General features: G+C 40.9%; 24 protein-coding genes. 3 read left to right on the forward strand and 21 right to left on the reverse strand.

The window, feature by feature from the left end; translation table 11 throughout:
* Position 1: 1 nt before the first annotated feature.
* The 3 genes from ACORHT_RS06555 to ACORHT_RS06565 form a co-directional block, all read right to left on the reverse strand.
* Positions 2-1,213: a phosphopentomutase gene (locus ACORHT_RS06555; RefSeq protein ID WP_434349789.1), complete on the reverse strand. Its 1,212-nt coding sequence runs from the start codon at positions 1,211-1,213 to the stop codon at positions 2-4.
* Positions 1,214-1,225: 12 nt separating this feature from the next.
* Complete coding sequence (gene rpiA / locus ACORHT_RS06560; RefSeq protein ID WP_434349790.1) at positions 1,226-1,909, reverse strand: ribose-5-phosphate isomerase RpiA; 684 nt, start codon at positions 1,907-1,909, stop codon at positions 1,226-1,228.
* 105 nt (positions 1,910-2,014) lie between these two features.
* The gene (locus tag ACORHT_RS06565) at positions 2,015-2,944 is read right to left on the reverse strand and encodes a peptidase U32 family protein (protein ID WP_434349791.1); all 930 of its coding nucleotides are present in this window, start codon (positions 2,942-2,944) and stop codon (positions 2,015-2,017) included.
* A 138-nt stretch (positions 2,945-3,082) separates the two neighbouring features.
* On the opposite strand from ACORHT_RS06565, the gene ACORHT_RS06570 reads away from it, so the two are divergent.
* The gene (locus tag ACORHT_RS06570; protein ID WP_434349792.1) at positions 3,083-3,358 is read left to right on the forward strand and encodes a DUF3270 family protein; all 276 of its coding nucleotides are present in this window, start codon (positions 3,083-3,085) and stop codon (positions 3,356-3,358) included.
* Between the two features lie 114 nt (positions 3,359-3,472).
* Here ACORHT_RS06570 and ACORHT_RS06575 read toward each other — a convergent pair whose 3' ends face one another.
* The 18 genes from ACORHT_RS06575 to ACORHT_RS06660 all read right to left on the reverse strand — a co-directional run bounded on the left by ACORHT_RS06575 (position 3,473) and on the right by ACORHT_RS06660 (position 19,193).
* The gene (locus ACORHT_RS06575) at positions 3,473-4,807 is read right to left on the reverse strand and encodes a sensor histidine kinase (protein WP_434349793.1); all 1,335 of its coding nucleotides are present in this window, start codon (positions 4,805-4,807) and stop codon (positions 3,473-3,475) included.
* Positions 4,800-5,471, reverse strand: a complete 672-nt coding sequence (locus ACORHT_RS06580) for a response regulator transcription factor (protein WP_434349794.1) — start codon at positions 5,469-5,471, stop codon at positions 4,800-4,802. The genes ACORHT_RS06575 and ACORHT_RS06580 overlap by 8 nt, the downstream gene beginning before the upstream one ends.
* A gap of 115 nt (positions 5,472-5,586) precedes the next feature.
* Positions 5,587-8,133 (reverse strand): M1 family metallopeptidase, encoded by a 2,547-nt coding sequence (locus ACORHT_RS06585; protein ID WP_434350828.1) that lies wholly within the window; start codon positions 8,131-8,133, stop codon positions 5,587-5,589.
* A 122-nt stretch (positions 8,134-8,255) separates the two neighbouring features.
* Positions 8,256-8,696 carry an ASCH domain-containing protein gene (locus tag ACORHT_RS06590; RefSeq protein ID WP_434349795.1) on the reverse strand — a complete coding sequence of 147 codons (441 nt, stop codon included), beginning with the start codon at positions 8,694-8,696 and terminating at the stop codon, positions 8,256-8,258.
* Between the two features lie 54 nt (positions 8,697-8,750).
* Entirely contained in the window at positions 8,751-9,110 is a 360-nt protein-coding gene (locus ACORHT_RS06595) for a hypothetical protein (protein WP_434349796.1), read from the reverse strand.
* Positions 9,088-9,588, reverse strand: coding sequence for an NUDIX hydrolase (locus tag ACORHT_RS06600; protein ID WP_434349797.1), 501 nt, complete (start codon positions 9,586-9,588; stop codon positions 9,088-9,090). Before ACORHT_RS06600 ends, ACORHT_RS06595 begins: the two co-directional genes overlap by 23 nt.
* A gap of 39 nt (positions 9,589-9,627) precedes the next feature.
* On the reverse strand, positions 9,628-10,233 hold the full coding sequence (locus ACORHT_RS06605; protein ID WP_434349798.1) for a DUF6707 family protein: 606 nt from the start codon (positions 10,231-10,233) through the stop codon (positions 9,628-9,630).
* A 51-nt stretch (positions 10,234-10,284) separates the two neighbouring features.
* Positions 10,285-10,656 (reverse strand): Imm51 family immunity protein, encoded by a 372-nt coding sequence (locus tag ACORHT_RS06610; RefSeq protein WP_414320911.1) that lies wholly within the window; start codon positions 10,654-10,656, stop codon positions 10,285-10,287.
* Between the two features lie 53 nt (positions 10,657-10,709).
* Positions 10,710-11,048 carry a DUF7716 domain-containing protein gene (locus ACORHT_RS06615; protein WP_414320912.1) on the reverse strand — a complete coding sequence of 113 codons (339 nt, stop codon included), beginning with the start codon at positions 11,046-11,048 and terminating at the stop codon, positions 10,710-10,712.
* An 18-nt stretch (positions 11,049-11,066) separates the two neighbouring features.
* On the reverse strand, positions 11,067-11,486 hold the full coding sequence (locus ACORHT_RS06620; RefSeq protein WP_414320913.1) for an SMI1/KNR4 family protein: 420 nt from the start codon (positions 11,484-11,486) through the stop codon (positions 11,067-11,069).
* A gap of 18 nt (positions 11,487-11,504) precedes the next feature.
* Complete coding sequence (locus ACORHT_RS06625) at positions 11,505-11,840, reverse strand: hypothetical protein (RefSeq protein ID WP_414320914.1); 336 nt, start codon at positions 11,838-11,840, stop codon at positions 11,505-11,507.
* A gap of 36 nt (positions 11,841-11,876) precedes the next feature.
* A complete protein-coding gene (locus ACORHT_RS06630) occupies positions 11,877-12,575 on the reverse strand; it encodes a 3-oxoacyl-ACP reductase (RefSeq protein WP_434349799.1) in 699 nt (232 codons plus the stop codon).
* Positions 12,568-12,804, reverse strand: coding sequence for a DUF2829 domain-containing protein (locus ACORHT_RS06635; RefSeq protein ID WP_000141913.1), 237 nt, complete (start codon positions 12,802-12,804; stop codon positions 12,568-12,570). The genes ACORHT_RS06630 and ACORHT_RS06635 overlap by 8 nt, the downstream gene beginning before the upstream one ends.
* 97 nt (positions 12,805-12,901) lie before the next feature.
* Complete coding sequence (locus ACORHT_RS06640) at positions 12,902-13,828, reverse strand: aldo/keto reductase (protein ID WP_434349800.1); 927 nt, start codon at positions 13,826-13,828, stop codon at positions 12,902-12,904.
* A 99-nt stretch (positions 13,829-13,927) separates the two neighbouring features.
* Positions 13,928-15,925: a methionine--tRNA ligase gene (gene metG / locus ACORHT_RS06645; RefSeq protein WP_434349801.1), complete on the reverse strand. Its 1,998-nt coding sequence runs from the start codon at positions 15,923-15,925 to the stop codon at positions 13,928-13,930.
* A 134-nt stretch (positions 15,926-16,059) separates the two neighbouring features.
* On the reverse strand, positions 16,060-17,319 hold the full coding sequence (locus tag ACORHT_RS06650; protein ID WP_434349802.1) for an ABC transporter permease: 1,260 nt from the start codon (positions 17,317-17,319) through the stop codon (positions 16,060-16,062).
* A gap of 1 nt (position 17,320) precedes the next feature.
* Entirely contained in the window at positions 17,321-18,022 is a 702-nt protein-coding gene (locus ACORHT_RS06655) for an ABC transporter ATP-binding protein (protein ID WP_045763774.1), read from the reverse strand.
* Complete coding sequence (locus ACORHT_RS06660; protein ID WP_434349803.1) at positions 18,006-19,193, reverse strand: efflux RND transporter periplasmic adaptor subunit; 1,188 nt, start codon at positions 19,191-19,193, stop codon at positions 18,006-18,008. The genes ACORHT_RS06655 and ACORHT_RS06660 overlap by 17 nt, the downstream gene beginning before the upstream one ends.
* A 239-nt stretch (positions 19,194-19,432) precedes the next feature.
* Here ACORHT_RS06660 and gor point away from each other — a divergent pair, with 239 nt between their 5' ends.
* Together gor and ACORHT_RS06670 are read left to right on the forward strand one after the other, a co-directional pair.
* Positions 19,433-20,779, forward strand: a complete 1,347-nt coding sequence (gene gor, locus ACORHT_RS06665) for a glutathione-disulfide reductase (protein WP_434349804.1) — start codon at positions 19,433-19,435, stop codon at positions 20,777-20,779.
* Between the two features lie 140 nt (positions 20,780-20,919).
* Positions 20,920-21,459: a biotin transporter BioY gene (locus tag ACORHT_RS06670; protein WP_434349805.1), complete on the forward strand. Its 540-nt coding sequence runs from the start codon at positions 20,920-20,922 to the stop codon at positions 21,457-21,459.
* Positions 21,460-21,490: the final 31 nt, after the last annotated feature.

Raw genomic sequence — 21,490 nt, forward strand, 5'->3', positions numbered from 1 at the left:
CTTAAACCAATTTATCTAAGAAGCTTTCACCGATCATAGCCTTATCTACGCCAAAGTTATCAGCGATTGTTGCCGAAATATCTGCAAAATGTCCGATTGGTAAGTGTCCATTTCCTTTTAGTGATGGGCTGTAGGCCAAAAGTGGAATGTATTCACGAGTATGGTCTGTACCTGCATAAGTAGGATCATTACCATGGTCAGCAGTAATCATGAGTAGATCATCTTCTCTCATAGCAGCGATAAGCTCTGGCAAACGTTCATCAAATTCGTGCAAGCAGTCGCGGTAACCATGTGGATCACGGCGGTGACCGTAAAGTGCATCAAAGTCTACTAAGTTTGTAAATGAGAATCCTTTTTCAAACTCAGGAAGTCCCATCGTAGTCAAAAGTGTGTCAATTCCGTGGCTATTGGACTTATTGTGACCCATATCATGGTTCACCCCAGCACCATTAAAGATATCGCTAATCTTACCTACTGAATAAGTGTCAATACCTGCTTCATTCAATTTGTCCAAAACAGTTGGGGCAAATGGTGATACGGCCAAGTCACGACGATTTGCAGTACGTGTGAAGTTTCCAGGCTCTCCAACATAAGGACGCGCAATGATACGACCTAGAAGAGCTGGACGTTCCAATGTAATCGAACGAGCGTACTCACAAATACGGTAAAGTTCATCCAAAGGAATGATGTCTTCGTGAGCTGCGATTTGAAGAACTGGGTCAGCTGATGTATAGATAATCAACTCGCCTGTTTCCATTTGACGTGGTCCAAAATCATCGATAACAGCAGTTCCTGAGTAAGGTTTGTTTGCTTCACGGATGACCTTGCGACCTGAGAATTCTTCAATCTTTGTAAGGATTTCTTCTGGGAATCCATTCCAGAAAGTATCAAACGGTTCAGTGATGTTGAGGCCCATGATTTCCCAGTGACCTGTCATAGTGTCTTTCCCTAGTGACACTTCCTCAAGTTTAGTGTAATAACCGCTAGGATTTGCTTCTGCGGGAACGGTTTTAAGCGCTGTCTCACGTTCAATATTCCCAAGACCAATCTTAGCCATGTTAGGAACATTCAAACCAACTGATTTAGAGATGTGTCCTAATGTATCAGATGCTCCATCTGGAACCCCTGCATTGACAAAGTTATTAGCATCTGGTGCCGCACCGATTCCTACAGAATCAAGTACCACCAAGTGAATACGTTTAAATTTTGACATCATTTGCCTCCTTTATTTCCCTTTTGTTGAAGTTAAAACCTGAACGCCAGCTTGTCCTGCAACGATCACTTTATCAACCATTTGATTAAATAAACCGTGCTCAACAACACCAACCTGAAGATCCAATTGACGACCAAAAGCAATCGGATCTTCAATAACACCTAAATCAAGGTCAATGATGAAATTTTTCATATCCGTCACAAAGCGTTGGCCATCTTTTTCACGAAAACTTGGCTTATAACCAGCTTTTTCAAAACGACGGAAAACCTGTTCTGCTCCGTATTGGACAACTTCGACAGGTAGTTTAAAAGCGCCCAGTTTCTCAACCATCTTGCTCTCATCTACCACCCAGATATACTGTTTAGTTGGTGTCGCAACTACTTTTTCCATTAGAAGCGCACCACCGCCTCCTTTGATACCATTAAACTGACGATCCACCTCATCAGCTCCATCAACAGTCACATCAACCTTATCCACCTCATCAATAGACTTAAGCGGTATATTCAAGCCTTGTGCCTGATTCGTCGTTACACTCGAAGTCGTTACGGCTGTAATTTGAAGTCCTTCCTCCTTGATTCTACGACCAATCTCCTCTACGAAATAATAGGCAGTCGAGCCTGTCCCAAGTCCTACAACCATTCCATCGGTTACGAACTCAGCAGCCTTGATGCCTGCTATTTTTTTCAGATTTTCCACTTAAACACCTCCAAACAAAAAGCTACTTCTATTATAACATGAGTACGCTTTAAATTCATCCTTGCACTAGAAAAACCCGAACATTTTATTTCGGGTTTCTGATTCTTATTTAACCATGTCAGGATCGTAGTCATAAAATCCTGTGTCAAGGAAACGATTTTGGGGATGGAGTTTACGGACTTCCTCATCCAGCAAGAAGGCTTGGTCATGCGTAAAGCTTCCCTCTTGAATCAAATTGCGCGCTTGGATAAAGAGTTTTGCAATTTCTACAAAATTTTGGCCTGGAGTGTAGAGACCTTCCAGTTTCCAGTGGGTAAATCCATGCTCTACTAGTTCTGTTAACTTGGTCATCAAATCAAGGTCATTGTTAGCAAAGATATGAGTTCCATGATTGTCTTCAAAAATAGAATAATGGCTCTCTGGGTCACTTGGCTCAGCCAAGAACAAGTCACGTTGACGAGATTTTTCATCATCAATCTGTGTGAAATTATAGTAGTTTTGCAAGAGTGGACGCTTCGAATGGTGGATGACACTAGCACCGTATACCAAGACCTCAGCAGGAATTTCTAAAATTTCAGGCATTTTGAAAAGTTCTGCAGATGGGATTTCACGCGCCAAAACTGCTTCTGACGCTCCTGCTTTTTGTCCCCAGAAGTTAATCTGACGACTGCTTGTGACCATGGTTGAGGCATCGTAAATCGTTTTGAAAGAATAGTTATCACGGTTAACCACATAAAAGACACCTGCGTCCCCAACTGTGATATAGTCCGTTTTGATTTCTTCTAAAAAGTCCAAGAATGGCTTGATACGATCCATCATATCCTGATGCATAAGAGCATTGACCGCTACGATTAATTCCTTACCTGCATCATGAACCAGACCAGCGATGGTTCTCAGTTCATCATAAGAAAAAGTCTTTGGTAGGCGAAGCCCAAAATCTTTCTCACCGACATAGATGCGGTCAACTCCCGCCTCTAGTAATTCTTTTACTTGTTCAATGCTTTCAGCAGTTGCTGTAATAATAATCTTTTCCATAGAGAAAATTATACCACATTTCTGTGAAATCAGCTATTCCCTAAAATGATAAATTTACTTATTCTTTTTGTAACCTTACTGTAATAATTTTTTTCTTGAAAAATGGTAAAATGAGAGAGTACTGTTAAGGAGAGAATCATGCCCGTAAGAAAATATCAACCGTATGAGTTTGAAGAAGAGGAAACTCAAACAGCGCTCTATCAAGACTATGTTCCAGAAACCACTTCCGTTGCTAGTTTGAAGGAAGTTCTTTTCTTTGTAAACATTGCTTGTTTTTGCGTCTTTTTAGCCTTGTTTAGCTTTATCTTTTTAGCACTCAAGTTCAACACAGTTCTGGCTTTTAGTCTAGCCATTGCTTTGAGTTTGGTAGCTCTAAAGTTCCAACGTTCTATGATTAAGAAGAAATTATATTAGATTCAAAAGGTCGGGATTTTTATCCCGACCTATTTTTTATGTAACACGATAACTACATGGCTGTGACTAGAAAAGCGATACTTGGTTTACTACTTTCTAATTCACCGCCTTTTCTTATTTACTTTTACGTTTAGATGGTGTCTGAATAGCAATTTTTACTTCAAAAATAGTACCATGAGGTTTATTATCTTTGACACTGATGGTTCCTTTAAGGGCATCAACAATTTGTTTTGCCAAGGACAAACCTAACCCAAAACCACCTTTTTGGCGAGTACGAGCCTTATCAACCCTGTAAAAGCGATCAAAAATTTTCTTTTTATCTACTGCAGAAATACCGATTCCATCATCAGCCACTGACAAATAGAGATTACGCTCTGTCGCAGCGATGACAAAATGAATAACTCCTTCTTCTTCAGTATACTTGACAGCATTGTCAAACAAGATAGTCATCAGTTGCTTAAGAAGAAGCTTGTCTGTTATGATGGTCCGATGGATGCGATTTTCAAAATGAAAAACGCGGTTATTTTCAGATGCGATCATCTCATAGTTGGTAAAGGTTGTGTTAAAGAAGTCTGGCTGTACTTCTCCTAGTTCAGGATTGATACCATCATCACGGCGGGCTAAATTTAGGAGATTGGTTGTTAAAAAGCGCATGTTTCGAACTTCTTCTAAACTAGAAGCAATACTCTCGCTAGATTCCATAATAGTAGCTTCCGGTTTTCGAAAAAGAGTTTCCAAGCGATTTTGAAGAACAGCAAGTGGAGTACGTAGCTCATGACTGGCATTTTCGACAAAACTCTGCTGCTTCTGCATACTTTCAAGCAAAGGTTTGACACTAACGCGAGCAAGATAAAGACTGGCAAGAATGGATATAATCCAGAAGCTGGCCATAACGACTACGATTAATTGCTCATGGTTTTGACTGATTTGTTCCAGCTGACTGGTATTAATTAAAACAGCTGCATACTTTATATTGGTCGAGACAGATTCAATATTCATCTCAGTCAGAATCACTCGATAAATCTCATCCTGCCCATAGCTATTCTGGACATGAAGCTGTCTAATGTGATTCAAATCCTTTTTATTAAATGTAACCCTATCAAGACCTAAAAAGTGATTTCCAGCTACTAGTTGATTTAAACTAGAGTCCAATAAAATTACTTCCGTATTAGAACTGACTGTAGGTTTGCTATTTGAAGGCGGCCCTACCGATTCACTATTCAAATCTTTTACATCTTCTGTCGCACGGTTGACAGCCAACTGGATAACATCCTGAGGATTAGCACTGAGTGACAAGAGCTTCTCATCAACTGAGGTATAAAGACTCGAATGCATAACCTGCAAGATAATCAAGGTCATAGCGGAGAAAATCAGAGTAAATACTCCAAAGTTACGAATAAAGTAACTAAAATCCTCCTCATACCAATTCTTTTTAATTTTTTTAAACATGTTTTAAAATATACCCAACACTACGCAAGGTTTGGAGGTTTTCAGCAAAGACTGAGCCCTTTAATTTCTTACGAACTTTTGATACATAGACTTCTACCACGGAGATGGTTGTGTCACTGTCAAATCCCCACAAACGGTCAAAAATTTGTGTTTTTGGTAAGATAACATTTTGATTTTGGAGGAAATAAACCAAAAGATCAAATTCTTTACCTAATAGTTCAACAACAGTATCATTGACTTTAATCTCATTGGTAGATAGATTAACTGTCAAATCACCATAAGAAAGAGTATTTTCGTTGAACTTACCAGAACGTTTGAGCAGCGCCTGAATACGCATCTTGAGTTCTTCTAGGTAGAATGGTTTTGTTAGATAATCATCTGCCCCAAGCTCAAATCCATGACCTTTGTCATCGAGACTTTCCTTGGCTGTCATGATGAGAACTGGAGTCGAAACGCCTTTTTCACGTAATTCTTTTAAAACTTGAAACCCATTTTTCTCAGGTAACATCAAGTCCAATAAAATCAAGTCATAAACACCACTTTCGGCCTCATAAAGACCTTCTTCTCCATCAAAAACCTGCATGACATCCGCAAAATCATCCAAAAAATCAAAGACTGAATTTGACAGGCCTAGGTCATCTTCCACTAATAGAATCTTGATCATCAAAAATTCCTCCTTATTATACCTATTATAGCAAAAATATCTTAAAAAAAACTCAACTTCCCTTGTTTTTCCAAGAGAAAGTTGAGTTTTTGTAATCTAGTTAGACTAGAATCTTTTAAGCTTTGCTATATTGAGCAACAGCTACTTCAACTGCTGCTTTTTCACGCTTGATCAATTCAACGCGTGCTGCGATTTCCTTGATTCCCATACCGATGTTACGGCTAAGGGCAAGGTCAGAAAGTTGTGGCTCAAAGAAGGCCTTGTATTCTGTCAAACGTTGCTCTGTCTTAAATACATGGGCAGGCAGAATAACAAAGCTATCAAAGCTCATATCTCCACCAAGAGCAGCCTTAATCCAAGCCCAGTTTTCACGCGCCCAAGACCACGCTGTTTCCTGGGTTGCTTGATGACCTAAGAACTGATAATACCATGCAGACAAATCTTGAGGTTTCACCACAAATTTGTCCTTCCAAGTTGCAAGAAGAGTTTGGATATTTTCTGCGTCTGTTGCATAAGAAAGGGCTGCTGCCAATTGGCGTTTAAAAGCGGCATCTGTCGCATGAGTATAAAGATCGAGATAAGTTGCGACCAATTCCTTAGTCTCATGGTGTTTCATTTCATTGATGAGAACTTGTGAACGAATAGCTGCTGGAAGTCCTGAAAGATTATCCTTGTGGGCTGCGAAAATTTGGCTAGCAACTTGACTGGCTTCCTCATCATTTGAACGAATCATCATAGAAATTGTTAATTGACGGACCAATTCATCCTCATCAGATTCACCCTCTTTAGCTTCGAAACTAAGACGGTCATAGTTGTAACGAGCCAGTTTAGCAATAAGAGCTTTAAAGGCTGTTTCTGCCTCTGTTCCCTCGTCGATAAAGCGCTCCAGGGCAGAAATTACTTCAGAAACAGCTGAAACGACAAGGTAAGATTCTTCTTTAGCAAGTTTATCAAGAACTGGGAACAAGTCAGCATAAGAAATGTGTCCTGCTTCAGCAAGCAAGCGACGTTCTTGGACGATTTGCAGTTTGCTTGTGTTATCAAACTCAACTAGATCAGCAAGAACAGCATCTAGCAAGTCTCCTTGGTAGTCTGTAATGTAATGTGCTGTATTTTCTGTGTTGAGGCGAAGGGCTGTTTTGTTTTCAGCAAGAAGAGCTGCATAGCCAGGAATTTCGATACTTTCAGTTTCAAGTGTATCTGGTAGGCCTTTCCAGTTGCTGTTAAGTGGCACAACCCAGAGACGGTTCTTGTCTTCGTGCTCACCGATAAAGAATTGTTTTTGAGAAATCTTCAACACATCATTTTCAACTGTGGCAGTAAGGACTGGATAACCAGGTTGTTCCAACCAAGAATCCATGAAGGCGGAAACATCACGGCCTGATGCTTGTCCGAGGGCGTTCCAAAGATCACGACCAATGGTATTTCCGTATTGGTGTTTTTCAAAGTAGGCATGTAAACCTTTGGCAAAATCAGCATCTCCTAGCCAACGACGAAGCATGTGCATGAGACGGCTTCCTTTGGCATAAACGATAGCACCATCAAAGAGCGTATTGATTTCGTCAGGGTGGTTAACTTCAACGTGGACAGATTGAACGCCATCTGTCGCATCACGTTCAAGAGAAAGAGGCACACCACCTGTTTGGAAGTCTTCAAAGATATTCCAGCTTGGTTCAATAGCATCCACACAGACGTACTCCATCATGTTGGCAAAGCTTTCATTGAGCCAAAGGTCATCCCACCATTTCATCGTTACGAGGTTACCGAACCATTGGTGAGCAAGCTCATGGGCAATGACTAGAGCAACTTGTTGACGGCTGGCAAAAGTTGAGTTCTCATCCACAACCAAGTAAACTTCACGATAAGTCACAAGACCCCAGTTTTCCATAGCACCTGCTGAGAAGTCAGGAAGGGCGATGTGGAGAGATTGAGGGATTGGGTACTTAACTCCGTAGTAGTCTTCGTAAAATTCGATAGAACGAACAGCGATATCCAATGAGAAATCAAGGTTTGAAAGTGGATGCGCCTTGGTTGAGTACACACCTACCAAAGTACCATTTTTTGTCTTAGCAGTTACCCCTTGCAAATCACCAGCAACGAAAGCTAGCAAGTAAGAAGACATACGTGGAGTTGTCTCAAATTTCCAGATACCAGTTTCCTTGCGGTTTTCAACGTCAATCTCTGGCATGTTAGACAAGGTAAGTTCACCTTCAGCTTGGTCAAAACGAAGTGCTAAGTCAAAGGTTGCTTTTGCTTCTGGCTCATCCACACACGGGAAGGCTTCACGAGCAAAGTGACTCTCAAACTGAGTAGACAAGACTTCCTTCTTAACTCCATCAACTGTGTAGTAAGATGGGTAAATCCCTGTCATGTTATCTGTGATCTTACCTGAAAAAGCGATGACCAAATCAACTGAACCTACTTCTGCAAGTTCGATATGAAGAGCTTCGTTTTCATTATCAACTGTAAATGGACGAGCTTGACCTGCTACTTCTACAGAAGCAATCTCTAGGTCTTTTTGGTGAAGGGAAATACGGTCACTTTTAGCTTGACCAGTGATGGTTACTCTTCCTGAAAACGTCTTGGTCTCACGACTCAAGTCTAAAAATAAATCATAATGTTCAGGAACAAATTTTTCAATATAATGTTCTACTGCTTGCATCATTTTCTCCTATTCTAAATTTCTGAGCAAATGCTCTAGTTCAAACATACCTATTTTATCATATTTTAAGTCAGAAAAAAGCTTTGGACGGTGATTTCCAAAACTTTCTTCCTTCTAATAGTCTACAAAGGGTAAACCTTGCGAAATTCTTCCAAAACAACCTTGCTATCAGGTGTAAAATCCAGACCTGCTTCTCCTAAGCAGTCTTTGAAAAAGTCTTCATGAACCTGACGCCAATAGGCTAAAGATTTGTCTCCTTCGCCTTCCTTGTAGGCATGGTCGGCTGAAACCTGATGGAAAGGCTGAACGGAAACCTTTGTAATTTCGACGATGCAAACAGCTTGATCCTTACTGTCTAAAATAACATCAAAGGTCCCTTCTTGTGGAAGGGGTTCGTCCTCTACTGCGTAGAGGTCATAGGCTGAGGCGGTTGCTGTCTTTTCGCCTCTTAGAACCAAGTCAGTCAAGAGATCTGCTTCCACTCCAAAAACCCAAGCATCTATCTCATCTCCGATCAAGGGGTTGATTTGCTTGTAGGCATTCCACATTTCTTGCGGTGTCATTTGTTCTCCTTACCTTGTAATTCAGTTACTTCGTCCCTAAAAAAGAGCTTGTGATTATTCAATCCCATCCTCTTTGTTATACTCTATCATGCATTTTACCGCATATTCTACCCATTCCCAAAAGTCATGAAACTCTTGCCTTTGCTCCCAGCCTTCTGTAGTAAAATCATGAATCAGTTGAACTTTATTGCCTTTTCCTATTTCAAAACAAACAGTATCATCACAATCTCCTCTTTTAGCAAATGGAATCAACTTTCTTGTCGGGTACCTTTCCTGCAACCCCTTATACAACGACAAGGCCCATTCCGAATCTAAAAGATACCAAATATCAAAATCAACTAAATTGAGTTCTATTATTTTTTTAAAAGATTCAGGATACTGGAATATACTTTCATCCATTAGATAATTTTTCATCTCTCACCATCCAATTCTTATAGCTTGTCAGTTCTAATTCTGGAAATCCACGTAACTCTGCCTTCAATTTTAATATTAAAGGGGAGGCATTTTCTTCGGTAATCTGCTCAAGAGGAAGCCAAATTGCCTTTGCTGAATCATTGCTTCCATCAAGAACTTCATGAGGAAGGGATTTTTGAGAACGTTCTAAATCAAGTACGATATCATAAAAGGCCATGATATGATGTACTGCAAATTCTTGCCCTTCTTCTTGAACCAGCACATCATAAATCCTAGGATTGCAATAACGGATAAGCGTATAGCCCGTCTCTTCCAGAACTTCTCTCTTGAGGGTTTCTGTCAAACCCTCACCGATTTCCTGACTACCACCAGGTAAATCAAAACGATGCTGATAAGGCCCTCTCGTTTTCTCAATGCAGAGTAATTTCCCTTTCTCGTAGCAAACGCCATAGACACCAAAGTGTTTTTTGATTTCCATATTCTACTCTTTCTAACAATCCAAGATTGAAAACTTACATCATCCCTTAAATGGAAAGAGGCTAAAGATTTCATGCTCCTTGATATACTTCTTTAGTATCTCTATATTCTCTTCGATTTTTGCTTGGATATCTGTCTCTTCACACGTTGACTCATCAATAAAAAGGTGAATCTTCAATAAATCTGTCAAGTATAGCAAACGGCGTTCCATTTCCGATTCAGTACTTGAAGCTTGCTCGATTATTGCAAGCTTTTGCTCCAAGCTATCACCATTCAAAAATCTCTGATGAACTCTCCTTCTTATGTTTTGAGTTGATTCCTCCCCTTGTTCTAATGGAGATAAAAGGAGTTTTTTATAGACCAATACCTGATTTTCTTTTTCTCTTTCCAGATAGGCCAATAAAACTAGAGAGCTATCAACAAAGGTCCAAGTGTTATAATTCCCTTCAAATGGAACTTGTATGATACGATCTAATAATTCCTTAGCCATTTCCTCTTGACCATCCAGATAAAGTAAATAGGCCAGATGATTCAGTGATTCGAGATAACTAACTTGGGTCTTCTTATTCTTTTCTAAAATTTTATCTAAATAGAGATGTAGGTCTGGATGATTTTCCACTAGCTCAACTACTTCTGATAGCTTCATCTGAAATCCTTTCTATTCTTTTTTTAAATAATTTAAAGAGATTTTAGGCAACTAATCCAATTCTGCTCTACTGAACAAGTCTTTCATAGATTCGATATCATCGCAAAACTCTTTAAAACCAAAAGCAAATCTAGACAAGGCGTCTACCTCGGAAGAATAGGCACAAAACATACTTCCTTCAGGATCAAAGTCGATAGCATCGCTTAATTCAGGCATTTTTTCCTCCAAAAATACCAAAGCTAGCGATTCCCAATCGTAGCCATTTCCTTCAAATCCCTCCTCTTCTCGAGTATCAAACACTTCCTGTCTGTATTCTCCATCAGGGTAATAAATGAGCGAGCCTCGAACATTTTTAGGATCCTCATCATATACAAGCAGGCTAAAAGGGGCAATTTTTCCATTTATGTTTTCGTAATCTATCATTTCTTAACTCCTTTTTTTATTGTCAATGGAACTGCAACATTCTAGCTTTGTAACTAGGGTTCAAAAAGCATAAAACTATCATGCTGCTGATAATATTTCAAAGCCTCGACCAAGTCTTGGGGACTTGCATCTGGCTTTTCCTCAAGTGCAACCGTGAGAACATCAAGCAACTGCTCTCCATAGTAGACTAGCTGGAGATTTTGCTCCGATGTATCAGCTGGGTAGACATCACGGTCTTCTACGACATCTGGATAATCTGATACCCAATAGAGCCTATCCAGTATCAGTTCTCCATCATCCTTGCCATATAGGCAAAAATCATCTGAAGAAGACTCGTCCGCGCGCACCTGCTCGATGATCTGCTCTAGTGAAAGTTCTTGGTGTTTTCGCATCTCTTCTCCTTTTTAGTCTCACTCTTCAACAAAAGAATTCAAAAAATCCTCAAAAGATGGCCATTGACCATACAACTCAGCTTTTTCTTCTAAAACATAGAAGTAAACCTTGCCATAATCCTCTGCCCTTAAAGAAAGAGCATAGTTACCAGAGCCAGGATCATAAGCGAAATGGAGAAGATCGGTGGCCTTAAATCCTGCAGGCACAGCCTCATCGTCAAACCAGGTAAGAGACTTTCTCATCTCCTCAAGTGAATTAAAGGAATTGAAAGGAAAGAGATGACGGTCATCGTGAACACCCCTTACTTGGGGCTGACCACCATTGTACTTGAAATAAAAATCCTTCATGGCTTCCGGTAATTTCTTCCCAAGAATCTCCTCAAATTGTAAAAAATCTTCTTTTGAAATCGGTGAATCTGCATCTAGCACTCTAAACATGATTAATTTCTTCCTTTTTTACAATTCTTCTTCCAATACCTTATCAATAAAGTCATAGACGTTTGCAGCTACTTTTTGCATTTCTAAGGATCCTAAAGCGCCCAAGTCATTTTCATAAATGCAATCATCTGCATTTTTCTTAATAAAGTAGGCCAAATCACCTTCCTGTCCAATCATAAAGTAATCTGGCTCTACTTCCTCAATCTGGTAAGTCTCATTACGCTCCTCTAGATCCTCCTTGGCATACAAACAGATACCTGTATCTCCAATTTCATAGGGGTCAATCTCTTTCCTCTCCGTTAAAAACTGATAGTAGAGATTGGGCAAGACAAATCCAAACTCATCTCTCTTCATGGCTCACCTCCACATATTCACTGAGTATCAACTATGCTACTTCAAGCTCCAGCCACCATCAATGGTGAGAATTTGCCCCTGCATGGCAGATGCCTTCCCGCTTGCTAGGAAAAGTGTAACATCTGCTATTTCCTCTGGCTCAATCCAGCGTTTGATAGGTGTTTCACTAGCAACCCAGTCCGCCAAACCACCTGGTTCAAAGTCAGCTGCTGTCATACCAGTCTTAACAGCACCAGGAGCAATGCCAAAGACCTGAATCCCAGCTTCTGCATAGTCTAGAGCTAACTGCTTGGTAAATCCAGCCAAGGCGTGTTTAGACGAGGTATAGGCGTGCCCACCACCGCCTGCCAGACTTGAAGCAATGGAGCACATATTGATGATAACCCCATGTTTATGTTCCAGCATGTTTGTCAAATAATAGCGGGTCAACTCTACTGGAGTCACATAGTTGATTTCAAAAATCTCTTGGATTTCCTGGGCTGTTTGTTCTAGTAATGGCTTGTAGTCATCCAAAACCCCAGCTGTGTTACACAAAATATCCACCTGAGAGCACCAGTCAAAAATTGGTTCCAAATCAAGGGTTAAATCACGTTGTAAAAAGTGAAAGTCACCCTGTAAATCAGGATTTTCACCCTGATCCACTCCAAAAACCTGATAACCTTTTTCTAAAAAGAGTCGAGCTTGAGCCAGACCAATCCCTGAGCTAACACCTGTAATGAGGACACGTTTAGTCATGGACTTCCACCCAATCCGTTGCTAAGACATCACAAGGAGTTGGGCTCCACATAGAAAAACCTTCCCCTTCACCAGATACGTTGATGAGGAAATAGGGTGTCACTTCAAGGGCGACGCCATTTTGCTCGATGGTATCAAAAAGCTGCACATAGTTTTCAGCCCCACCCCAGCCAGTACGCACGTATTTCTTCTTAGCCTTTAGTCCAGGTAAAATTTCTTCAAATGTCATGTTATTCTCCTTTGTTGTCTATAAATCTTAATTTCATTATAACAAAAAAACGTTTTCCAACGTTTTTTTGACTGTGATTCTTTAAATGCATTTTCTCCTAAGGCAAATCATTCCCTGAAGCGATGTAAATCTCATACCATTCTTTTCGAGTCAGGTTGACTTTACTTGCTTGGCTTGCCTCTATTAAATGCTTAGGATTGGTTGTTCCTACCACTGCCTGCATTTTGGCTGGGTAGCGTAACACCCAAGCGATAGCAATAGCTGAAGGGCTCACACCGTATTTTAAGGCTAATCGATTTAGGACTTGGTTTAGTTGTTGGAACTTCTCATTGCCGACAAAATTCCCTTTGAAATATCCGAACTGCAAGACTGACCAGGCCTGAATAACCATGTCGTTTAATTTACAGTATTCAAAGACGCTACCATCACGCAAAGCTGCCTTGTCACCTTCCATATTGACATGGAAACCTGATTCAAATCCTGGCGTGAAAGCTGCACTTAGTTGTAATTGATTGATAGATAAAGGTTGTTTGACCTCTTTCTTCAGTAATTCCATCATCATAGGATTTTGATTGGACACACCGAAGTCTCGAACTTTACCTGATTTGTGAAGAATATCAAAGGCTTGAGCTACTTGGTCGGCTTCCATTAAGGCATCTGGGCGATGGAGAAGCAAGCTATCTAGATAATCAACCTGCAATCTTTTTAGAATTCCATCTACTGATTTTAAAATATAATCTTTTGAAAAATCAAAATAGGTAAATTCTTCTATGCGAATGCCACACTTGGACTGGATCCACATCTTTTCTCGCAGGTCAGGACGATGCTTTAACACTTGACCCAGTAATTCTTCGCAACGACCTCCACCGTAGATATCTGCCAAGTCAAAGGCGTTGATTCCTGCAGATAAGGCTGTTTCAACCAGCTCCTCAACTTCTTTGACCGACTTGTCACTGATTCGCATCATGCCTAGGACAATTTCTGACAGTTCTCTTTTCTCTTGACCAAATGGAATGTATTTCATGGCAATTCCTCCGTTTTTCTTCATTATAAAGCAGAATGTCACTTTTATCAACTGCTATCTCACAAAAGAAAAGAACCAGCTCAAACTGGCTCTTTAATCTTATCCAATCACACTTCCGTTTGGTACAGCTGGGTCAACTGTTAGAAGGGTTAATTTGCCATCATGTTCAGCTGAGAGGATCATACCTTGACTGACATATTTTTTCATCATCTTACGAGGTTTGAGGTTGGCAACGATTTGGACTTTCTTGCCGACCAATTCTTGTTCGTTTGGATAGTATTTCGCAATACCAGAAAGGATTTGACGGTCTTCACTGTCACCAGCATCAAGGCGGAATTGAAGCAACTTATCAGAGCCTTCCACTTTAGAAACTTCTTTGACCTCTGCAACACGGATTTCGACCTTGTCAAAGTCTTCAAACTTGATTTCATTCTTGTTTAGTTTGAGTTCAACTTCATCTGGATTCCATTCTTTCTCGACGGCTGGCTTGTTGCCTTCCATTTGTTCCTTGATATAGGCGATTTCTTCTTCCATATCGAGACGTGGGAAGATTGGTGTTCCTTTGGCCACTACAGTCACACCTGCAGGGAAATCAGCCAAGCTCAAGTTTTCAAGGCTAGAAACTTCTGCTAGACCAAGTTGTGTCAAAACTGCACGACTGGTTTGCATCATAAATGGCTCAATCAAGTGAGCTACGACACGAAGGCTAGCTGCCAAGTGGCTCATCACACTTGCTAATTGGTCACGGTGCGCTTCGTCCTTAGCCAGTACCCATGGAGCTGTCTCATCGATGTACTTGTTAGTACGTGAGATGAGGGTCCAGACTGCTTCAAGTGCACGTGGATAGTCAACTGCTTCCATGTAGGTATTGTAGTCAGCGATTGATTGTTCTGCAACATCAGCAAGAGCATTGTCAAAGTCTGTTACACCTTCTACATAGGCAGGGATTTGACCATCAAAGTACTTGTTAATCATTGAAACCGTACGGTTGAGGAGGTTTCCGAGGTCGTTTGCCAATTCATAGTTGATACGCCCTACATAGTCTTCTGGAGTGAAGGTGCCATCTGAACCGACAGGAAGGCTACGCATGAGGTAGTAACGAAGTGGATCGAGACCATAGCGCTCTACCAACATTTCAGGGTAAACGACATTCCCTTTAGACTTGGACATCTTGCCGTCTTTCATGACAAACCAACCGTGGGCAATCAAGCGGTCAGGTAATTTAACATCCAACATCATAAGAAGGATTGGCCAGTAGATGGAGTGGAAACGAAGGATGTCTTTCCCAACCATATGGAAGACTGTTCCATTCCAGAACTTATCAAAGTTACCGTGTTCATCTTGACCATAACCAAGGGCAGTCGCATAGTTAAGAAGGGCATCAATCCAAACATAGACAACGTGTTTTGGATTAGATGGGACTGGAACTCCCCATGTAAAGGTTGTACGAGAAACCGCTAAGTCTTCCAAACCTGGCTCAATGAAGTTACGTAACATTTCATTCAGACGACCATCTGGAGTGATGAAATCAGGATGTGATTTGAAAAATTCGACCAAGCGGTCTTGGTATTTGCTGAGGCGAAGGAAGTAAGATTCTTCTGAAACCCATTCAACCTCGTGACCTGATGGAGCGATACCACCCGTCACATTTCCAGCTTCATCACGGAAAACTTCCGCAAGTTGGCTTTCTGTAAAGAATTCCTCATCGGATACTGAGTACCAGCCAGAGTATTCACCTAAGTAGATGTCATCTTGAGCAAGCAAGCGTTCAAAAACTTGTGCTACCACTTTTTCATGGTAGTCATCTGTGGTACGGATAAATTTATCATATGAGATATCCAGTAATTGCCAGAGTTCTTTAACACCAACTGCCATTCCGTCAACATAGGCTTGAGGCGTGATGCCAGCTTCTTCAGCTTTTTGTTGAATCTTTTGGCCATGCTCATCAAGACCAGTCAGATAAAAGACATCGTAGCCCATAAGGCGTTTGTAGCGAGCTAGGACATCACAAGCGATGGTAGTGTAGGCAGAACCGATATGAAGTTTACCAGATGGATAGTAAATCGGTGTTGTAATATAAAAATTCTTTTCAGACATAATATTTCCTTTCCAGGCAAATGAAACCTGTTTTTCTAACACTTCATTATATCATATTTCGATGATTTTCGATAAGGAAATCCATACAAAAACAAGACAGACTGATGTCCATCTTGTTTTTCCTGTTGATTATCTTATTCATAGCGAAGAGCTTCAATCGGATCTAGCTTAGAAGCTTTATTGGCTGGTAGAACACCAAATATCATACCGATACCAGCTGAGACCGCTAAACTAAAGAGAGCGATTGGGATGGATACTCCAACTTCGATTCCTGCAATCATATTTTGAAGAAGAACGCCTGCAAGCATGGTCACCCCTGCAGCAAGCACCAGACCGATGAATCCACCTAACATGGTCAAAATCATTGATTCAATCAAAAATTGAACCAGAATATTAGCTCGTGTTGCTCCTAGTGCTTTTCGAAGACCAATCTCACGGGTACGCTCTGTCACCGAAACAAGCATAATGTTCATAACACCGGTACCACCAACAAAGAGGGAAATACCCGCAATAGCACTAATAATCGTTGTTATGAAGCCAAAGAGTTGTTGAACTTCTTGGAAGGCGGCAGACGCATCTGCAACTTGATATTCCCCTTGTTGAAGACCTGCAATCTCTGTCATTCTTCTTGCTAACTCTGGTCCTAAAGTCTGGGTTAAGCTAGTATCATTGACACGGAAGACAATATTTGAAATCTCGTCTGTGTTAAAATTAGCTGCCAAGGAAATATTGGTCGTAATTGGAAGTCCTCCAACACCAAATGTTTTCGCAGCCTTAGCTTCTTTACTTGCATAAACACCAATAACACGGTAACTGATTTCATTTACTTCAACAATTTGGTTGAGAGCTTCTTTTGCTGAACCAAAAAGGCTATTGGCAAGCTCTTCATCTAAAATGATCACACTTGCAAAATCTTTATAATCTTGTGCTTTAAGTCCACGACCTGCAATGATTTCATTTTCGACCGCATCCATATAGGTGACATTCCCACCCGTCATGTTAGCGTGTTCCACCTTTTTATCCTTATAAGTCAAGGTCACATTGGCTGAGTTAGTCACATAGTAGCTATCCACTCCCTTGAGCTTAGCAGCTTCCTTGACCCATGCTTCTTGAGGTTTTGGTGGTTCAACAAAATCTTCTTCTCGACCACCAGACAAGGTCAATGCAGATTGTCTTTGTGTAAAGGATCCGTCCTTACTCTTTGTAGGTGAGAAAAAGACATGGATATCTTTCTGGGACTTGGTCATATTTTTATTGACCTGACGAGACATGGAATCACCTAAGGCCATAATCACGACAACGGAGGATACACCGATGATAATCCCGATCATGGTCAAGAAGGACCGCATCTTGTGGGCCATAATGGATGAAAAGGCAAATTTCAGATTCTGCATCTTAGTTTTCCTCCTTTTCTACGAGACCACTATCAGATGAAATGACGCCATCACGAATGACAATCTGACGCTTAGCGTAAGCGGCAATTTCAGGCTCATGCGTAACCATGATAATGGTTTTTCCTTCTTTGTTTAATTCAACCAAGAGTTGCATGATTTGATTTCCTGTTTTGGTATCAAGTGCCCCAGTCGGTTCGTCTGCTAGAATGATAGAAGGATTGTTGACTAAAGCACGCGCAATGGCAACCCTTTGCTTCTGACCACCTGACAACTCCGAAGGTAAATGATGGCTACGCTCGGTCAGTTCAACCTTTTCCAGATACTCTTCTGCTAATTTGCGACGTTTTGAAGCTGAAACTCCTGCATAAATCAAGGGCAATTCTACGTTTTGAAGAGCATTGAGCTTGGACAAGAGAAAGAATTGTTGAAAGACGAAGCCGATTTCCTGATTTCGAACCTTGGCTAATTGTTTTTCACCCAAACCAGCTACTTCTTTTCCATCTAGAAAATACTGACCACTTGTAGGGGTATCTAACATCCCAATGGTATTCATGAGGGTAGATTTCCCAGAACCAGATGGTCCCATGATTGCTACAAATTCTCCCTCATGAACTTCTAGGTTAATATTCTTGAGGACTAGTAGTTCTTGGTCACCATTACGATAGCTACGACAGATATTTTTGAGGCTAATTAGTTGCTTCATCAGTCTTCACCTCTTTTCCTTCTTGCAAGGAAGCCGTCGGATTACTGATGACTTTTGCTCCATCTGTCAGACCAGATGTGATTTCTTGATTTTCTGCATCTGCATTGCCCAATCCAACTTCAACTTTTTTGGCCTTTTGATTTTCATCAAGGATCCAAACATAGTTTTTATCTTCTTCCATGACTACGCTGGTGATCGGAACAATCAATGCTTTGCTAGTGCTTTTCACTTCAACACTGACTGTAAAGCCCTGTTTCAAGTCACCGATTTCACTAGTTACATCGACTGTATATGGGTATTTAGAACCTGTGTTTGAAGCAGCTAAGCTACTACTTGCTTCACTGTTATTTTTTGGATAATTTGAAATATAGCTAATCTTACCATTCCAAGTTTTATCTGGGTAAACCTTGGAAGTGAAAGTGACTTCTTGGCCTACAGATAGATTGGCAAGGTTGTACTCAGAAAGTTCTCCCTTGACCTGCAAGTTATCGTTACTTACGATATGAACCAAAACTTGACTATTTCCTGTTGGAGATTTTGAAACGTTACGATTCACTTCAACAACTGTTCCCTCCACCGTACTCAATACTGTAGCAGCATTCAACTGGGCTTGAGCTTTTTCGAGTTGCGCTTCTGCATCTGCACGCACATCACGAGCATCGCTGATTTGAGAATCAATAGCAGCTGTGGCAGAACCGGATGACTGAGCTGGCGCTTGTCCAGTTGCTCCTTCTAGACCTGCTTGCGGAAGGTTAGGTGTTGCTGCGGCGGTATTTCGAGACTCATTCAGTTCATTGATATGACGGTCAGCTTTAGCAACTGCACGACTGGCAGCATCATAGGCAGCCTGGGCTTCTGTGCTACTATACTTGACTAAGGCCTGGCCCTCGCTTACCTTATCACCAACTGAAACTAGAACCTCATCCAAATCTCCCTTGCTGCCATCAAAATAAACATATTGTTCTTTTTGAGCAGTTACTGTACCTGATAAAAGAACTGAAGATGCCACAGACCCCTCTTTGGCAAGGACTATCTTAGCAGTTTCATCTTTTGCTGCATCTTGATTTGGTTGTCTCAATAGAAGAACAGCTGCTGCTCCCACTACAAGTACTGACGCCACTCCAATAGCAGTAAATAAAGGCCATTTCTTAGCTTTTGACTTTCTTTTCATAGCAATACCCCTTTTATAAATATATATATTAAGATTATAGCACATATCCTAAAAATGGACAATTTATTTCTCACTATCCAAAAACATTTGCTAAATCTTTTGTTGTTGTATTAGTTATATAATACACTTTCTTTTTTATTTTTGCAAGCATTTTCTTAAAAATTTTAAACGTAGCAGATTTTTGCATTGACCTCCAAAAAAAGATAGAATATGACTAGAAAACAACAAAGGAGCTTTCTATGAGAGAATACGATATTATCGCCATTGGAGGAGGTAGCGGGGGTATTGCTACCATGAATCGTGCTGGTGAACATGGTGCTAAAGCGGCAGTTATTGAGGAAAAGAAATTAGGTGGAACCTGTGTCAATATTGGCTGCGTTCCTAAGAAAATCATGTGGTATGGAGCTCAAATCGCAGAGAGCATCCACAAATATGGACCTGACTATGGTTTTACAAGTACTGGTAATGAATTTGATTATGCAACGCTTCGTAAAAATCGTGAAGCCTATATTGATCGTGCTCGCTCTTCTTATGGTGGAAGCTTTAATCGTAACGGAGTTGATTTGATTGAAGGTCGCGCCGAGTTCGTTGATGCTCATACAGTCAGCGTCAATGGTGAGTTAATCCGTGCTAAGCATATCGTGATTGCAACTGGGGCCCATCCTCATATTCCTGCCATTCCTGGTGCTGAACTAGGTGGTAGTTCTGATGATGTCTTTGCTTGGGAAGAGTTGCCAGATTCTGTAGCCATTTTAGGTGCAGGTTACATTGCTGTCGAATTGGCTGGCGTGCTCCATACTCTTGGTGTGCAGACAGATTTATTCATCCGTCGCGAGCGTCCACTTCGTGGGTTTGATAGCTATATTGTTGAGAGTCTAGTTCAAGAAATGGAAAATACTGGATTAAACCTCCACACCCATAAGGTTCCTGCTAAACTTGAAGAAACTGAACAAGGCATTACCATTCATTTCGAAGATGGTAGTACTCATACTGCCAGTCAAGTTATCTGGGCAACTGGCCGCCGTCCAAACGTTGAAGGACTACAGCTAGAAAAGGCAGGCGTTACTCTCAATGAACGTGGCTTCATCCAAGTAGACGAATACCAAAACACAGTCGTAGACGGTATCTATGCTCTTGGAGATGTGACTGGTGAAAAAGAACTGACTCCTGTTGCTATCAAAGCTGGTCGTACTTTATCCGAAAGACTTTTCAACGGTAAAATCAATGCTAAAATGGACTATACTACTATTCCAACTGTTGTCTTCTCACACCCAGCTATCGGAACTGTCGGTCTAACTGAGGAAGAAGCTATCAAACAGTACGGCCAAGAAAACGTCAAAGTCTATACTTCAAAATTCGCTTCTATGTATTCTGCAGTCACTAGCCACCGTCAAGAAGCCCGCTTCAAGCTCGTTACAGCTGGTGCAGACGAAAAAGTAGTTGGCCTTCATGGTATCGGCTACGGCGTCGACGAAATGATTCAAGGTTTTGCAGTTGCTATCAAGATGGGAGCTACAAAAGCTAATTTTGATGCTACAGTTGCAATCCATCCAACAGGATCGGAAGAATTTGTGACCATGCGTTAATGAATTAAAAGAGACCCCTTGGTCTCTTTTTTGTTTAAATCGGCCGTTACAAGTTTGTAACCTTTGTTTTTAAAATAGGTTGACATTTATATCTCTTTCAGTATAATAGTTACTATAAATTATAAAAGAGGTTAACTATTATGAAAAAAGCACACATTTATGCTATTCCAGCAATAGGCGCTGCTCTGATTGCAGTATTAGCCCAAATTAGCATTCCAATTGGACCTGTTCCATTTACTCTGCAAAACTTTGCTATTGGTCTCATTGCTACTGTTTTTAGATCTAGGGAAGCTGTTCTCTCTGTAGGACTTTATCTTTTGCTTGGTGCTATTGGACTTCCCGTTTTTGCTAGTGGTGGAGCTGGTTTTCATGTTCTGATTGGCCCAAGTGCTGGTTATCTATGGTTTGACCTTGTCTATGCTGGGATTGCTTCCTATCTGACTAATACGAATAGCAGTGTTGTACGTATTTTCCTAGCCAATCTCTTTGGGGATTCACTTGTTTTTGTCGGTGGTATCCTCAGCCTCCACTTCCTCGCTGGTATGCCTTTTGATAAGGCATTGGCTGTCGGTGTCATTCCCTTTATCATTCCTGATCTTGCAAAAATTATTGCCATTAGTTTTATCGGACGACCACTCCTTCAACGTCTTAGTAATCAACCCTACTTTTCACATAAATAAAGAAAGAAAGGAGGTCGGGAATTTTCTCCCA

Origin of the sequence: Streptococcus sp. KHUD_014, assembly GCF_051106275.1 — a bacterium.
GTDB lineage: Bacteria > Bacillota > Bacilli > Lactobacillales > Streptococcaceae > Streptococcus.

What these genes read in the sequence shown, in the direction of transcription:
- ACORHT_RS06570 (WP_434349792.1), top strand. Translation starts at nt 3,083, where the DNA reads ATGCCCGTAAGAAAATATCAACCGTATGAGTTTGAAGAAGAGGAAACT.
- ACORHT_RS06655 (WP_045763774.1), bottom strand. Translation starts at nt 18,022, where the DNA reads ATGAAGCAACTAATTAGCCTCAAAAATATCTGTCGTAGCTATCGTAAT.
- ACORHT_RS06660 (WP_434349803.1), bottom strand. Translation starts at nt 19,193, where the DNA reads ATGAAAAGAAAGTCAAAAGCTAAGAAATGGCCTTTATTTACTGCTATT.
- ACORHT_RS06585 (WP_434350828.1), bottom strand. Translation starts at nt 8,133, where the DNA reads ATGCAAGCAGTAGAACATTATATTGAAAAATTTGTTCCTGAACATTAT.
- ACORHT_RS06615 (WP_414320912.1), bottom strand. Translation starts at nt 11,048, where the DNA reads ATGCGAAAACACCAAGAACTTTCACTAGAGCAGATCATCGAGCAGGTG.
- ACORHT_RS06555 (WP_434349789.1), bottom strand. Translation starts at nt 1,213, where the DNA reads ATGTCAAAATTTAAACGTATTCACTTGGTGGTACTTGATTCTGTAGGA.
- ACORHT_RS06590 (WP_434349795.1), bottom strand. Translation starts at nt 8,696, where the DNA reads ATGACACCGCAAGAAATGTGGAATGCCTACAAGCAAATCAACCCCTTG.
- ACORHT_RS06610 (WP_414320911.1), bottom strand. Translation starts at nt 10,656, where the DNA reads ATGATAGATTACGAAAACATAAATGGAAAAATTGCCCCTTTTAGCCTG.
- ACORHT_RS06630 (WP_434349799.1), bottom strand. Translation starts at nt 12,575, where the DNA reads ATGACTAAACGTGTCCTCATTACAGGTGTTAGCTCAGGGATTGGTCTG.
- ACORHT_RS06565 (WP_434349791.1), bottom strand. Translation starts at nt 2,944, where the DNA reads ATGGAAAAGATTATTATTACAGCAACTGCTGAAAGCATTGAACAAGTA.
- ACORHT_RS06605 (WP_434349798.1), bottom strand. Translation starts at nt 10,233, where the DNA reads ATGAAGCTATCAGAAGTAGTTGAGCTAGTGGAAAATCATCCAGACCTA.
- ACORHT_RS06635 (WP_000141913.1), bottom strand. Translation starts at nt 12,804, where the DNA reads ATGACATTTGAAGAAATTTTACCTGGACTAAAGGCTAAGAAGAAATAC.
- ACORHT_RS06620 (WP_414320913.1), bottom strand. Translation starts at nt 11,486, where the DNA reads ATGTTTAGAGTGCTAGATGCAGATTCACCGATTTCAAAAGAAGATTTT.
- metG (WP_434349801.1), bottom strand. Translation starts at nt 15,925, where the DNA reads ATGTCTGAAAAGAATTTTTATATTACAACACCGATTTACTATCCATCT.
- ACORHT_RS06650 (WP_434349802.1), bottom strand. Translation starts at nt 17,319, where the DNA reads ATGCAGAATCTGAAATTTGCCTTTTCATCCATTATGGCCCACAAGATG.
- ACORHT_RS06575 (WP_434349793.1), bottom strand. Translation starts at nt 4,807, where the DNA reads ATGTTTAAAAAAATTAAAAAGAATTGGTATGAGGAGGATTTTAGTTAC.
- ACORHT_RS06625 (WP_414320914.1), bottom strand. Translation starts at nt 11,840, where the DNA reads ATGAAGAGAGATGAGTTTGGATTTGTCTTGCCCAATCTCTACTATCAG.
- gor (WP_434349804.1), top strand. Translation starts at nt 19,433, where the DNA reads ATGAGAGAATACGATATTATCGCCATTGGAGGAGGTAGCGGGGGTATT.
- ACORHT_RS06595 (WP_434349796.1), bottom strand. Translation starts at nt 9,110, where the DNA reads ATGAAAAATTATCTAATGGATGAAAGTATATTCCAGTATCCTGAATCT.
- ACORHT_RS06580 (WP_434349794.1), bottom strand. Translation starts at nt 5,471, where the DNA reads ATGATCAAGATTCTATTAGTGGAAGATGACCTAGGCCTGTCAAATTCA.
- ACORHT_RS06640 (WP_434349800.1), bottom strand. Translation starts at nt 13,828, where the DNA reads ATGAAATACATTCCATTTGGTCAAGAGAAAAGAGAACTGTCAGAAATT.
- ACORHT_RS06600 (WP_434349797.1), bottom strand. Translation starts at nt 9,588, where the DNA reads ATGGAAATCAAAAAACACTTTGGTGTCTATGGCGTTTGCTACGAGAAA.
- ACORHT_RS06670 (WP_434349805.1), top strand. Translation starts at nt 20,920, where the DNA reads ATGAAAAAAGCACACATTTATGCTATTCCAGCAATAGGCGCTGCTCTG.